Genomic DNA, 12856 nt, shown 5'->3' on the forward strand with positions numbered 1-12856 from the left:
AGAATATATGAATTATTTGTATGTCTTGGGATATAAGGAATTTTAAGAAGTTTACATAGCTTTTCAAATTGTCCCAAAACATTAACTTCAACTGAGCGTTGTGAATTCCCAATAATGAAATTATTAGTATCACTAGCGTATAACTTTTTATTTTCAATTAAACTTTTTAGAAAAAGATAACACGCAAGATACGTTTTGCCACTAGCTATGCCACCACTAAGTATAATCTTCTTTTCATTATTCTTTTGAATACTTCTTATCACATTCTTTTGTTTTAAAGTTAACTGTTCTTCTTCAAATTTATCAAAATTAATTGAGCAGTTTGTTAGCTTTACAAATTGTGATATATCAACTCCATATTTATTTTTGTATTCCTTTTGCAGTGTTGTAAAAAGTTTTGTTTGATATAAGTTCACTTCTGCCCTTTACTATTTTTGTAGTTGCTTTTGCTTTCGGCTTCATTAGCAGTTGTAAGTTTTTTCATACATTCATAGTAAAGCTCCATCTCTCTTATTGAACACTCCTTTATAAGATCATTAAGCTCGCTTTTTAAAGAATTAATTTCTTCACTAACAACTTTCTTACTTTTCTTACTACTTGCTTTATTTAAAGCGTCAATTTCGGTTTTTAAATTTTCTATTTTAGTACGCATGCTAGTAAGTTCAACATTAGAATATTGCTTGAATGCACGTATAAATCCTAATTCTAAATTAGCCCTCTCTAAATCCAATTCGCTTCTAACCTTCTTAGCGTTAACTTCTGATTTAAAGGTTTGAGATAAAAGGTGTTCAAAAGTATCTTCACTAATTGCTAATCTAGAGTCCCCACTAACAGAACTTTCTCCACTTTCCCATTTTTGTCTCATTCTCCACACATTTACCCTAGAAACTCCCAATTTAACCGCTATTTCTCTATCATCTAACGATCCTTCTCTAAAATATGCAACATAATCATCAAAAGACCTTTTAACTTTTTTCAAAAAAATCCTCTAAAATAACAAAATTAACAAATTATTACTCTAAATAGTAAAGCAATTTAACAAATTGTTAACACAAACGTATAATTTCACTATGGGCAAAGAATAAGATTGTTCTTATACAAATAAATCATAGCTGCGGCATTCTTTGGCGGTTTATAATAAAATTTATAAAAAAAATAACAACTAGTAAAGATTTCTAACTAGCTGTTATTTTGTGTATACAAAAATTAATTATATCTAAAACTATCCATTATAATGGATATCGCTCTTCATCTATGTATCCTTTAATTGTTTCAAAATTAGATTCGTCTTTAAGGTATTCTTTAACCTTTTCTAATTCTGATTTTAGTTTATGTAAATCTGATTTAATTTCATCAATCTTAACATTTTCTTTTAGGGGAGGCTCATTTTCATGAGCATAATATTTTTTATTATCTTTATTTAATTTGGTTCTTAACTCATCTCTATTGTCACTCAATTCTTTCAATAATTTTCCTAATTCTTCGCCTTCTTCATCCTCTAAATCTCCCCAGGTTTTGTATATGGCTTTATTCCCATCAGTAAAATCATCATATACAGGCCCTGTAATTTTATCTATAACTACTTTTGCCTCTACGCCAGTTTGGCTTCCTATATCATTAATATCTCTATTAACCTTATCTATTTTATCTATAAGTGTTTTAATTCTGCCTTTAGCTTTCCTTTCCTTTTCTCGTTCTTGTTTTTTTCGTTTCCTTTCTTCTTGTCGTTGTTTTTTTTGTTGTGCTTTTTTCTCTTGTCGTTGTCTTTTTTGTTGTGCTTTTTTCTCTTTTTGTTTTTGTTCCTCTATTTTTTCTTTATCTTCATCTTCTTCAGTCTCTTTTTTAACTTCTACTTCTTTCTCTTCTAAATTAACAACTTTCTTATCCTCTTCCGCGTTTTTTTCTTCTAAATTAACAGCTTGCTCATTTTCTTCTTTATCTTCTTTTGATTCTTCTCCTAAAGAGACAGCTTTATCATTTTCTTCTTCCCCGTTATTTACCTTTTCTTCTTCTTGTAATTTTTTTACCAATTTATCTACTATTGGACCATTTGAAGCAATTTTATCCTTTACTGGATCTAAAATCTTTCCTAAAAATTCTTGAACTTTCCCTTTTACATTTTGTTCTGCATCTTTACCAGTTGCATCATTACCAGTTGCATCAATCTTGCAAGAACTTATCAGCACAAATACAACACAAATAATAAATATTTTCATTTTTTTATTCATAATCCACTCCATAAGCCTTAAGTTTACCACAACTCCAAACAATTACAATTTTTCAAAGATTTAAATATATAATTTTGTTACATTCAGCTGTTACATATTAACAAAACTCAAATGTAATTTTAATCAACTCCCAAAAATCTCTCCATTGCAAATGCACCACTCATTACAAAAGACTACAAAATGCATACAAATTAAATTTTAAAGTCTTTGCTATATATTAGATAAAGTATCATGTCTTTCTTATCTGCTACCCTTCAAAATCGCCTATTCTGTTTATCACAACCGCTCTACAACCCAAATTTCCCTTGCAATGAGAACACCTAAAATTTGACTAAAATTTTTAGTTTTTGGTACAATATAAATTGCTATTTTTATCTATTTTTATTACTTTTACTTAATTTAAAAGTAACCCTGATAAGGAGCTTGTCTTATGGACATTAATAATTATTTTAATTTAAATAATTACAATATTGATTCTATCCTCAAACTATTACAAGATTATCAAAAATTAGCAAATGAAAATAAAATTCTTAAAAATTCGCTAAAAATTTCTTCTAAGCCTACTAAAAACGAAACTTCAAAACCATCTCCTAAGTTTTATTTGACCCCAAAAGATATCAAAATAATTGAAAAATGCGTCAAAACACTAAAACAAATTGACCCAATTTCTGGTTGGTTTCTACATCTACTGGCAATAAGTGGGTGCAGGGGTGCTGAACTGCAAAAAGTAAAAATGCAAGATATTACTCCCTTGCTAAGCAAAACTGGAGAAACTTTTTACAATATAAAAGTAAATATTGCTAAAAAAAGAAATGTCACTTGTATTAGAGAAATTGTCATCAAATCCGAAGAGTTTGAGGCCATTCAAAAAGCTCACGAAAATTATTTTAAGGGAAAAAATCTTGACTCAAGGCGTACTTATCTTTTCCAAAAAACCAAACATAAATTTAAAGACAATCAAATTAGCATTATTAATATTTCTAAAAAATTTAAAAATCTTCTTAAAAAATCAGGATTTCGTGCTAATAAATCGCTTCACTTATTTAGAAATTTGTTTATTTCATATTTAAAATCTAATGGTTACAATTCTTTCCAAATTAAAGAACTTATGAAATATCATTCAACTTCCGAAATTGATAATATATATGGGCTTTCTGCTGCAAACAAAATTCACGCTTATAAATGTATGAAAAATAATCTAAAACTTTAGTAAAACTACTTTAGCTTAAATATACGCTTTGAAGTTACTTTAAATATTTTCCCTCGAGGCTTTAAATCAAGCGAATCATATAATATTTCTTTATGTTTTGTTGCTATAAAGTGATATCCATTAACCTTATCGATTTTAACTTCACTTATTTCAAATTCATTTAAAGCACCTAAATAATTTAAAGATTCATATCTCACACTACTTCTAATTCCGTAGTAATTAAGTATCATACACGGATTTTTAATAAAACAATTACTCCTAATGTATCCAAGTCCTAAAAATCTATAATAAGCTGCATTTATGTCATAAACATTAAATTCAAGTTTCTTAAATAGACTTGTGTGGTAATGTAGACACAAAAAGTAACATCCCCACCTTTGTATCTCTGGACGCAAACTTCTATTGTTTTGTTTTATTTTATTAATAAGCATTGGTTAATCCCCCTATATTAAATTATTTTTTTAATTTTTTAGCGCACCCATTCACATGGGGACACTAACACTATTTGCAAATGCTATATTGCTAGGGAAAAACAATGTTTCACTTATTGGCAATAAACCACTTAATCTATCTGATATTGCTCTTTTCTTAGAATCAAAAGTTAACACAAATTCTCTAAATCTATAATTTACATGTTCAATTAGTGGACATGTATTCGTAATATTGTCGGTTTTCATTTTGATGAAATCTTTAAGGGGCTTTTCTATTTTTTTGTGTTCGTTTTGCATTTTGTTTAATTCTTTTTTTGCACTATCAACATCCATTAGATCACACGCAACATTTTCAGCAACTTGCCTATCCGCAATTTCAAGGTCTACGCAATCAACATATTCTATAAATTCTCTTGCCCAATCAAACTCAACTCCAGAATTATAAAAATCACTCCTTTCTACTAAATCCTCAACAAGTTTTATAAACGCATCCTCGTTAAAATTATGTGCCATTAAGTATTCCTCTCTATAGTTACTATAAATATCTTTTTTCAAATTTATAATTTCTAATTCACATTTATTAACAAATTCAAACACTTTTGATATTAAGGCCTCATTTCTTTTAATCTTACAGTTAATTGGTGCAGCGTCAATTAAAAAGAACAAATTACAATGCTCAAGACCAGTACATGCTAGCTGCATTTGCGCCTGCACATAATATTTGAAAAAATATTTGCTGCTTAAAAAATTGCCATTTTTATTATATTTGTCAATAGCGCTACTCATATAATGAAAGTCGCTACTTTTAATTTCTAAAAGTTCTAAATCGCCATTATTATTAATAAACCAGCCATCAATTGTTGAACCTACTAAAGTTTTTGAATTTCCCATTTTTTTGAAATAATTATACTTATCAACTCCATTGGCATATTTGTTTTTATATAAAATATCAATATTATCACCGTATGCTTTAACAAATTCTCTAAATCCTAAATTCTCTAACTCTTTGCCCTTGAGCATATACAAATTCTCTTCAAAAGGTAGACTCATATCAAAATATTTAAGCACTCTGTTTATCATTAAATCTTTTAACCCCGCACCACCAATTAGAATATTGCCTACTTCACTAGCTCCGTATTTATCTAGCTTGTTTCTTTGAAGACTAAAATCTTGATTGCGGTCAAATCTAAAACACTCTTTACTACTTATTCCTGGTAATTTTTTACCTATTTTGCTTAATTTACTTTTTTCTTTAATAGGAGAAGATTTTTCCTCAAATATTTTGCAACCAGTAAAACTTTGTTGATTAATACTTATCATTTTGAGCTCTCCTTGAATATTTTCTTGTTGATTATTTTTGTTTGAAAGATTTTCCATCTTTTTACTCCTGTTTTGAATTAATAAATATAAGTATATAGCAAAAACTATTTTTGCCAACTTTTTTACAAAAATTTTTACAAAAAAATAGTTGGGCTTATTTAAATTCTCTTGTTAAAGAACTTAGCTAAACCCAACTTAATTGGATTTTTTTGATAGCAATATACTTATTTAGCTATACACATACATATATATATAACAAAAACTATTTTTGTCAAGCTTTTTACAGAAATTATTATAATTAATAAAAACTTTATTAAATTCTCATGTTAAAGAGCTTAATAAAGCCGCGGGCTTAGCCTAATTTATTTTAGATAAACTCACTAAACAATTAAATTTAGTTCAATTTAGAATTAAAATTATTTTGTATTTGTTAAAATAAAAGAACCTATTTAAATTATCTTGTTAAAAAATTCAAATAAGTTCTACTTTAAAGCTATATACTAACTTATTACTTTATAAAATTTTAATCATTTTCAATTGAAAAAATACTTATTAAATATAGAATAGATAATTGGGGCAAGCGTTATTCCCATTATTAGAATTACTTGTATTGTTCTATTGCTTGCATTAAGTTCGTTTTTTAAAATATCTATTTTATTGTCTAGACTAGATATATCTTTTTGCAAAGCTTTTTCTACACCATCTATTTTAAGATTCAAACTAGATATATCTTTTTGCAAAGCTTTTTCTACACCATCTATTTTAAGATTCAAACTAGATATATCTTTTTGCAAAGTTTTTTCTACACTATCTATTTTAGTATTTACACTATCTATTTTAGTATTTACACTATCTATATCTTTTTGAAAATTCTTTTCTACATTAATTATTTGTTGTTCTAAAGAATTCATTTTCTCCTTTAAAACTTCAAAGTTGTAATTGTCGTTCTGAAGTAAAACAAAATCTATTGCCTCTTCACTAAACCCCTTATTTAAAAATTCTAACCTTATATTTTCTATTTTAAGAGCATTGTAGGCTAAATTACTCATAAAATCCCCTTTATTATCCTTTTAATTCTTTATATTTTTTTAAAAGTTTATTAATCAAATCTTTTTGATTTTCAAAAATCTCATCCATCATAAAACTAGTAAATTTGGCATTTTTTTTATAAAAATTATAACTTTCCTGTTTTTTAAGTTGAAATCTTAGGGGTTTTATTGGATTTTGTTTTGATTTTTTTACTATTGGGGTTTCTTGACTCTCTATTTTATCAAGAGAATTGTAAATACCATTTTCAATTATATAATCTTCATTAAGAATTCCTGCTTGCAATGCTTTTGCTAATTTTAGATATATATAAACTTGCGTTCTTGCCAATTGATAGTCTTTTATAAAAGCATCAAAACTTTTATATCCATCTAATTTATAGTATTCATTATCTTTGATTTCTTTTAAAATTCTAATACTTTCGACCTTATAAAAAATTTTCTTTTTTATATTAGCCTTTAATCTATTTTTTAAATCATTGTAGTGAGCAAATATTTCCTCTTTGGTAATTAATTTTTTTTCACCGTCAGGATCTGTTGCCCTTGATATAACTCTCTCATTTAATTCTATTTCCATAATAAACCTCTTTTATTTGAAATTCGTACGGATCCGTACGAATTTATTGAACGTATTCATCATATACAATTAAAAATCTTGATAATACTCCTTTATATTCATTAATATAATCTTTGGTCATATCAAACTCTTCATTTTTAGCAATTTTTTTATTTAAATCTTCTCGTTCATGGATAAATCCCAAAAATCCTGTCTTAGATTCAACGTGCTGTAGCAATTGCTTATGAGTATTGTTTTTCTTAAATCGTGTTATAACCAAAAATATTGGAATTTTTATTTTCAAATTGTTCATATGAAATTCCAATAATTCTAAACTTTCAACTGCCCATTTTTCCGCTGTCATTGGAACTATTATGCAATTACTAGTCATTAAAGCATTTGACAGAGTGTAATCTAAACTAGGATTAGTATCTATTATTACATAATGATACCTCCGCTTTAAAAATTCTAAATTATTTTGCAACCTTAACTCTTTTAATGGTATGGATTCGCTTAAAAATTTATTTAAAGTTAAATAACTGGGGATTAAGTCTAAATTTTCTTTAATCTTTACAATTGAATCATTAACATCTATTTTTTCTTTTAACACTCTATATACATTAATTTTCACAATATCAATATTTTGATTTAAAATTTCTTTATAAAAATAACTTGTAGTGGATGCTTGTGTATCCATATCAATTAAAAGAACTTTATGCTCTTTTGCAAGCAATGTTGCCATTATAATAGCACTTGTACTTTTCCCAACACCGCCCTTAATTGACGCTATTGTTATTATTTTAGGTTTTTTATTATCCATTTTATTAACGGTCCTTGTTCCGGGTATTTTTTCCCATAAAATTTATATACTTGTTGTTCTAAATCCGTAAACATACTAAATAAAACTTTGTTGTAGTGATTGTCTGTTCTTTTTTTATCCAATAAACGATATAATCCTTTGAAATAGCAAAAAACACTTCCGGCCTTAAATCTAAATTCCATATAATATGCCCTTGCTAATGCATATGCTTTTCTGGCCCCGTTTATTTGATACTTTATTAATGGCTTTTTTATTGGTTTTCTGTAGCCATAAAAAATACCAATAAACTTATCTCCTTCTTTAATTGGGTACAAATGAGTTTCTTCAACAATTCTTTCCCCATTAAATAAGGCCCTCAATGATAATCTAAATTCGTGTTTTTTCTCATAAACTCCAAATTTATAAATATCCATCATTATTTTTGTATGATACATTGCTTTACCATTTTCCTTTTCAATTAAAATAAAGCGTTCTTTATTTTGGCATTCAACTTTACATTTACCTTTTTTTACAGTTTTAATAGGTTCTGGTGCATTTTCCATGTTAAATCCTCATACGGCCTTTATGTTAAATTCTTCTGTGGTTAAAGAATTTTTTTCATTTTTTATTATTTCTAATAATTCAAGATGATATATACCAAATACTTTATTGTATTCTATTTTCTTTTGGTTATTCAAATATTTTTTGATAATTGGCTTTAGAATTTCAATATTTGTTTCTTTTTTTAGTTGTTCAATAAGGATATTGAAAATATTTTCCTTTAAATTTTGATAATTTTGTTGAGAATTTTCTTTTTTTATTTCAATCGACTTTTCTAATTTACGCTTTATATTGTTTAAATCGCTATATTTATGATTTTCAATAATAAAATGGGGCTTATATTTATAATTTTCGTATACTTTTTGTAAATTTATTTCTAATTGTTTGGGATTGTACCCGTTTTCTTCTAATTCTTTCCTAGTGTTGTATAGAATTTCTTTTAATTTTTTTTGTTTTTCTTTAATGCAAGATTTTTTTATATTGAATTTTTTTATTAGGGCAATTTCATTTCGTTTTAAGATATTTATTGCCTCAATCTTAGTATCTTTATCAGTATTTAAATTCAAAATAGAAAGAGCTTCTTCCGTTTTAAAGTTACAATTATTGAAATAATTTCTTAGTTGATATTTTTCTATTTCTTTATTCTTTCTTTCTTCTTTTATATTATTTTTATTATTTAAACACTCCACTGAATTTACACTACTATTTTTGGAAACATTGTCTTTAAAATGGTTATTAACTCTAGATTTAAATCTAGAGTTTTTTCGTTCTTTAAAGTACTTGTTGATTTTCTGGTAACATTCTTTTTTGGGATACTTTAGCTTATAGTAAATTTCAGTTCCACAATTTACACCCATGTGTTGGTAGTAATTAGTTGTGACTTTTAATTCTTTTTCTAATTTGTAAAGATAGTTTTGCATTGTTCTTAGTGTAGTGGGAGCTAGACCATTTCTTTTTAGATTTTCATTATAGTAATAGAGTATGTTTTGTTGCGTGTATTTCTTATCTTTTTTGTTTAGATAATCTAGTGTTGAAGTAAGAGATATTAATTTATGTTGGTGTTTGTTGTGACAAGTTGTACTTTTTGTGGTATTTGAAAAACCTTCCATGTTTTTTCTCCTGTTTTGAATTATTAATAATTAATATTATAATGCAAAATTTTGATTTAAAAGTAAATACTTTTCTAAAAAAATATTAAATTTTAATTATTAATTTTGTTAAATTAATATACTTTTTATAATTTAGTAAAAATACAAATTGATTTTAATTTAAAATTGGGCTACACTACAAACAGTGTAGTTATTTGAACATTTTTCAGTTTTAACTACCTGTTTTGAATTTGCAAAAAAATTTTTAGCACGGGCTTAACTAATTTCTTTAGTAGACAATAGAGAATTTAGCTAAGCCCTATTTTTTTGTAAAAATTTTTGTAAAAAAGTTGGCAAAAATAGTTTTTGCTATAAATTTATATTTATTAATTCAAAACAGGAGTAAAAAGATGGAAAATCTTTCAAACAAAAATAATCAAGAAATACAAAATAATATTCAAGCAAAAATAAGCTTCAGAAAAGATATGAAAACCCTAAAAATGAATTTACCAGGGATTGACAAAAGTCTTAAAGGATATGGATACAAATATCAAAATTTCAATGAAATAGTAGAAGAAATTGAAAACGTTATTTATAAGCACAATTTAGAGCTTGATTTTGAACAATATCCAATATCTAAATTTGTAGATGGTCAAAAGGAGCATGTTATTAGGACCACATTTTACAGTACAAGCACTGGATATGAATTTTCTTTTGATACACCAATGCTTACAGAAAACTTACAATGGAACAATGAAAGCGGGTCTAAAAATGTTGTGAATACAGTACCACAACTGGTTGGATCAGCTATTACTTATTTCAAAAGGTATGCTTTAGTTGCATGTCTTCATATAAAAAGTGAAGTGGATACTGATGCAGCACCTATTTACAATAATTATGAAAACGTAAATTCTATGTCTAATAAACAAGTTAGTGTTAATCAAAAGCAAGAACAATAATAGGACATAAATCAAGAAAAAAATCAACTAAACAACTTTAATAAAAACTTAAAATCTGGCAAGGCTTATTGCTATGAAATTTTTAGAGACGCACTGTTTAATATAAAAAATTGGGTAAATGAAGGTGAAGAAAAAAATAATATAAATGCTCTTATTCGGGCATTATGTACTGATAATGATGATGCTTTAGAGGATCTTTTTGAAAAGAATGCTAAGCTTAAGAGTATAGAATATTGGGTAAATATTCTCTTAGAATATTTCAATAAAACTAATAGATTCGATGATCTAAATAAGCTTAAAGTATTTATGTCTGATAATCGGGATGTTTATAAAACAAAAGTATTAAAATTTTTTTGCATGTTAAAAAAAGAAAGGCAATTTAATTATATATTTGCAGCATAGTAATATTTTTGAATAGCAGCCCCCAAATAGGGGGCTGCTATAGGTATAATAATTAATAATTGAGGTTTTTATTCTTATGTGATTGAGCAATGGTTTTAGTTTTTCCAGTTAGTTGTAAGACCAGCATAATGGCTATTTTCTTTTAAAAGCTCTTCTTTAAGGCACTTATAAATTTCATCGTTGTCATTTTTATTATCAAATATACTTCCAGCCATGCCTCTGAAATATTGCTCTATTTCGTTGCCATTCCCGCTTCCATATTTATTATCTTTATTACAATCTTGTTGATTATTGGTTTTACAGTCAATAGCTCCTTTGATATAAGTATCAAAGTTTTCATTACTTGCTTTTGATTGTTTTTTAGACTCTAAGAAGTTGTAAACTTTAGTAAAGGCATTAGTCACTTCTTTTTGTTTTTGGATATCTTTAGAAAGCCAAGCAAAGAAGTTATTACATTTTGCATTATCTCCATTATTGCATCCTTGTATTTCATTTTTTAATTTTTCAATTGTGTATTTAAACGCAGTTACCAATGAATTAAATATTTTTTCTTCTTCGGATGTTAAAGTAATTTTTTCTTGTTGTGACTCTCCTTGTTTTGAATCACGTTTTTTTCTACTTTTTACTTGCTGAAGCCCAGCAGATTTATTATCTTTTTTAAAAGGGTCATTATTATTGGAATTACAGCTGTTTAATACGAGCAACAATAAATAAAATAATATTTTGGCAATTTGCATTTTTATTTCCTATTATTGTTAATGACTATTACAGGTGCTACTTGCTTCAGTTGTAATTTTATCTATGCCGCCGCCAAGAGCCCCCTGAACCACCTGTTTAAAAGTGTTTTTTCCATCATCATTTCCATTACATTTATCAAGTTCTTTTTTTATATGATCAAGTGCACTTTTTATTTTATCTTCATTGTTTTCTAAAAATTTATCAAATTCTCCAGCACCAGTTAAAGCGGTTTTTAACCAATCAAGGTGTGTTTTTTGATCTTCAGATAACTTTTCTTTAAGAAGGCCTTCTTTAGATTTGGGTGTTTCTTGAGGTGCTTCTTGTTGGCTTAAATCGCGTTTTTCCCTATTTTTTGGTTGTTGGGTGGTATCATTAGCAGTGCAGCTATTTAGTATAAGTAAAAATAAACAAAATAATATGTTGATAATTTTCATTTTTATTCCTTTTTTTATTTCTAGTACAATATGTTGAGTAAAAATAAAATTTATTCTTGTAATTATAGATCCTATTTTTAAAAATTTTTGACGATGGCAATTGAGAAATTTATATTTTTCGAATGTTGCGCTAGTTTTTATTTCATTATTATTGAATATAGGAGTAACCAATGAAAAATAAAAACATGGTTAAATTATTTTTTGTATCAATATTATTTTTGTTTGTAATGGCTTGTAAAGCATACGTAGAAGAAAAGAACCAAATAGATTCATTGATTTCAGACGTTTCAACCCTTAATAATAAGATTGATCATGAAAAATTTAATGATTATAAAAAAGAAATAAATAAATTAAAAGAAAGTTTAAAGGATGTAAGTGATGCAGAGCTTAAAGAAAAACTATTAAAGTTGCAAAGTCTATTTAAAGATAAATTAGCAGCTAAATTGGCAGCTTTAAAAGCAGCTAAAGAAACTATTAAAAAAATTACTGATAGCGATAATACTATTGCAAAAACCAAAATATGGGCAGAAGCAAAATTGGTTGGAGCAACTATAAAGTTTAGTGGAAGTAATACTTCTGGCAATGGGAAAAAAATGTCTGAAGAAGCTGTAAAACAGATAGACCAAATAATAGATTTTCTAGGATGGGCTAATTGATTAGTAAATATTTATATTAAAAATGTTAAAATCTAGATATTAAATTTGCTTTAATCTAATATCTAGATTTTTTTCTATTGTAAAAGCCAATTTGATTAATATAAAATATAATTTCTTGCAAGAAAAACCTTTTTGTAATTTACATTTTTAACTTAGAATACTGATTATACACTTTTTTAGCTATAGGCTTTGTTTTCTTAATGTACTCTAGATATATCTTGATATTATGTTTTACTGAAGTTATGGAGTGTTCGTCTTTTAATGTTGATAAGTCTGGATAAGGATATTCTGGATAATTTGGATCATTAACTTTTACTTTTGTTTTAGCTAAAAATGTTACGAGATACATAACATATTCTGATAGTTGTGTTTCATATTTAGCTAAAGAGTTTAGTGTTTGAATAATTGGGGCTTTTGGTTCTTCTGGT

General features: G+C 26.5%; 15 protein-coding genes and 1 pseudogene. 3 read left to right on the top strand and 13 right to left on the bottom strand.

All coding sequences use genetic code 11. From position 1 onward, the window contains the following. The 3 genes from HNQ06_RS05245 to HNQ06_RS05255 form a co-directional block, all read right to left on the bottom strand. On the bottom strand, window positions 1-416 hold a 416-nt coding region (locus HNQ06_RS05245), incomplete at its 3' end, for a terminase large subunit domain-containing protein (RefSeq protein ID WP_343056776.1). Beyond that, complete coding sequence (locus HNQ06_RS05250; protein ID WP_184107912.1) at window positions 413-979, bottom strand: DUF603 domain-containing protein; 567 nt, start codon at window positions 977-979, stop codon at window positions 413-415. The genes HNQ06_RS05250 and HNQ06_RS05245, both read right to left, overlap by 4 nt. Before the next feature lie 250 nt (window positions 980-1229). Further along, entirely contained in the window at window positions 1230-2228 is a 999-nt protein-coding gene (locus HNQ06_RS05255; protein WP_184107914.1) for an ErpC protein, read from the bottom strand. 430 nt (window positions 2229-2658) lie between these two features. On the opposite strand from HNQ06_RS05255, the gene HNQ06_RS05260 reads away from it, so the two are divergent. Further along, a complete protein-coding gene (locus HNQ06_RS05260; RefSeq protein WP_184107916.1) occupies window positions 2659-3438 on the top strand; it encodes a site-specific integrase in 780 nt (259 codons plus the stop codon). Between the two features lie 5 nt (window positions 3439-3443). Here HNQ06_RS05260 and HNQ06_RS05265 read toward each other — a convergent pair whose 3' ends face one another. The 7 genes from HNQ06_RS05265 to HNQ06_RS05295 all read right to left on the bottom strand — a co-directional run bounded on the left by HNQ06_RS05265 (window position 3444) and on the right by HNQ06_RS05295 (window position 9260). Then, complete coding sequence (locus tag HNQ06_RS05265; protein ID WP_184107918.1) at window positions 3444-3869, bottom strand: DUF261 domain-containing protein; 426 nt, start codon at window positions 3867-3869, stop codon at window positions 3444-3446. A gap of 51 nt (window positions 3870-3920) precedes the next feature. Next, the gene (locus HNQ06_RS05270; RefSeq protein ID WP_184107920.1) at window positions 3921-5246 is read right to left on the bottom strand and encodes a DUF244 domain-containing protein; all 1326 of its coding nucleotides are present in this window, start codon (window positions 5244-5246) and stop codon (window positions 3921-3923) included. A gap of 476 nt (window positions 5247-5722) precedes the next feature. Further along, window positions 5723-6238 (bottom strand): Bdr family repetitive protein, encoded by a 516-nt coding sequence (gene bdr, locus HNQ06_RS05275; RefSeq protein ID WP_184107922.1) that lies wholly within the window; start codon window positions 6236-6238, stop codon window positions 5723-5725. 13 nt (window positions 6239-6251) lie between these two features. After that, window positions 6252-6812: a chromosome replication/partitioning protein gene (locus HNQ06_RS05280; RefSeq protein WP_184107924.1), complete on the bottom strand. Its 561-nt coding sequence runs from the start codon at window positions 6810-6812 to the stop codon at window positions 6252-6254. Between the two features lie 43 nt (window positions 6813-6855). Further along, entirely contained in the window at window positions 6856-7611 is a 756-nt protein-coding gene (locus HNQ06_RS05285; protein ID WP_184107927.1) for a ParA family protein, read from the bottom strand. Then, window positions 7587-8153: a DUF226 domain-containing protein gene (locus HNQ06_RS05290; protein WP_184107929.1), complete on the bottom strand. Its 567-nt coding sequence runs from the start codon at window positions 8151-8153 to the stop codon at window positions 7587-7589. Before HNQ06_RS05290 ends, HNQ06_RS05285 begins: the two co-directional genes overlap by 25 nt. A gap of 9 nt (window positions 8154-8162) precedes the next feature. Next, window positions 8163-9260: a plasmid maintenance protein gene (locus tag HNQ06_RS05295; protein ID WP_184107931.1), complete on the bottom strand. Its 1098-nt coding sequence runs from the start codon at window positions 9258-9260 to the stop codon at window positions 8163-8165. 389 nt (window positions 9261-9649) lie between these two features. On the opposite strand from HNQ06_RS05295, the pseudogene HNQ06_RS05300 reads away from it, so the two are divergent. Further along, window positions 9650-10600: pseudogene (locus HNQ06_RS05300) on the top strand (ERF family protein). A gap of 95 nt (window positions 10601-10695) precedes the next feature. On the opposite strand, the gene HNQ06_RS05305 reads toward HNQ06_RS05300, so the two are convergent. Then, entirely contained in the window at window positions 10696-11337 is a 642-nt protein-coding gene (locus HNQ06_RS05305) for an Mlp family lipoprotein (RefSeq protein WP_184107933.1), read from the bottom strand. 18 nt (window positions 11338-11355) lie between these two features. After that, window positions 11356-11772 carry an Mlp family lipoprotein gene (locus HNQ06_RS05310; RefSeq protein WP_184107935.1) on the bottom strand — a complete coding sequence of 139 codons (417 nt, stop codon included), beginning with the start codon at window positions 11770-11772 and terminating at the stop codon, window positions 11356-11358. 170 nt (window positions 11773-11942) lie between these two features. Here HNQ06_RS05310 and revA point away from each other — a divergent pair, with 170 nt between their 5' ends. Then, complete coding sequence (gene revA, locus HNQ06_RS05315; protein ID WP_184107937.1) at window positions 11943-12428, top strand: fibronectin-binding protein RevA; 486 nt, start codon at window positions 11943-11945, stop codon at window positions 12426-12428. 139 nt (window positions 12429-12567) lie between these two features. Here the strand turns inward: revA and HNQ06_RS05320 are convergent. Continuing rightward, the coding region (locus tag HNQ06_RS05320; RefSeq protein ID WP_184107939.1) for a BBA14 family lipoprotein at window positions 12568-12856 on the bottom strand (289 nt) is incomplete at its 5' end.

Origin of the sequence: Borreliella lanei, from assembly GCF_014205895.1 — a bacterium.
GTDB lineage: Bacteria > Spirochaetota > Spirochaetia > Borreliales > Borreliaceae > Borreliella > Borreliella lanei.

Excerpts from the sequence above, each read along its gene's own strand:
- HNQ06_RS05265 (WP_184107918.1), bottom strand. The coding sequence starts at position 3,869 with ATGCTTATTAATAAAATAAAACAAAACAATAGAAGTTTGCGTCCAGAG.
- HNQ06_RS05290 (WP_184107929.1), bottom strand. The coding sequence starts at position 8,153 with ATGGAAAATGCACCAGAACCTATTAAAACTGTAAAAAAAGGTAAATGT.
- HNQ06_RS05310 (WP_184107935.1), bottom strand. The coding sequence starts at position 11,772 with ATGAAAATTATCAACATATTATTTTGTTTATTTTTACTTATACTAAAT.
- HNQ06_RS05280 (WP_184107924.1), bottom strand. The coding sequence starts at position 6,812 with ATGGAAATAGAATTAAATGAGAGAGTTATATCAAGGGCAACAGATCCT.
- bdr (WP_184107922.1), bottom strand. The coding sequence starts at position 6,238 with ATGAGTAATTTAGCCTACAATGCTCTTAAAATAGAAAATATAAGGTTA.
- HNQ06_RS05305 (WP_184107933.1), bottom strand. The coding sequence starts at position 11,337 with ATGCAAATTGCCAAAATATTATTTTATTTATTGTTGCTCGTATTAAAC.
- revA (WP_184107937.1), top strand. The coding sequence starts at position 11,943 with ATGAAAAATAAAAACATGGTTAAATTATTTTTTGTATCAATATTATTT.
- HNQ06_RS05295 (WP_184107931.1), bottom strand. The coding sequence starts at position 9,260 with ATGGAAGGTTTTTCAAATACCACAAAAAGTACAACTTGTCACAACAAA.
- HNQ06_RS05270 (WP_184107920.1), bottom strand. The coding sequence starts at position 5,246 with ATGGAAAATCTTTCAAACAAAAATAATCAACAAGAAAATATTCAAGGA.
- HNQ06_RS05285 (WP_184107927.1), bottom strand. The coding sequence starts at position 7,611 with ATGGATAATAAAAAACCTAAAATAATAACAATAGCGTCAATTAAGGGC.
- HNQ06_RS05255 (WP_184107914.1), bottom strand. The coding sequence starts at position 2,228 with ATGAATAAAAAAATGAAAATATTTATTATTTGTGTTGTATTTGTGCTG.
- HNQ06_RS05260 (WP_184107916.1), top strand. The coding sequence starts at position 2,659 with ATGGACATTAATAATTATTTTAATTTAAATAATTACAATATTGATTCT.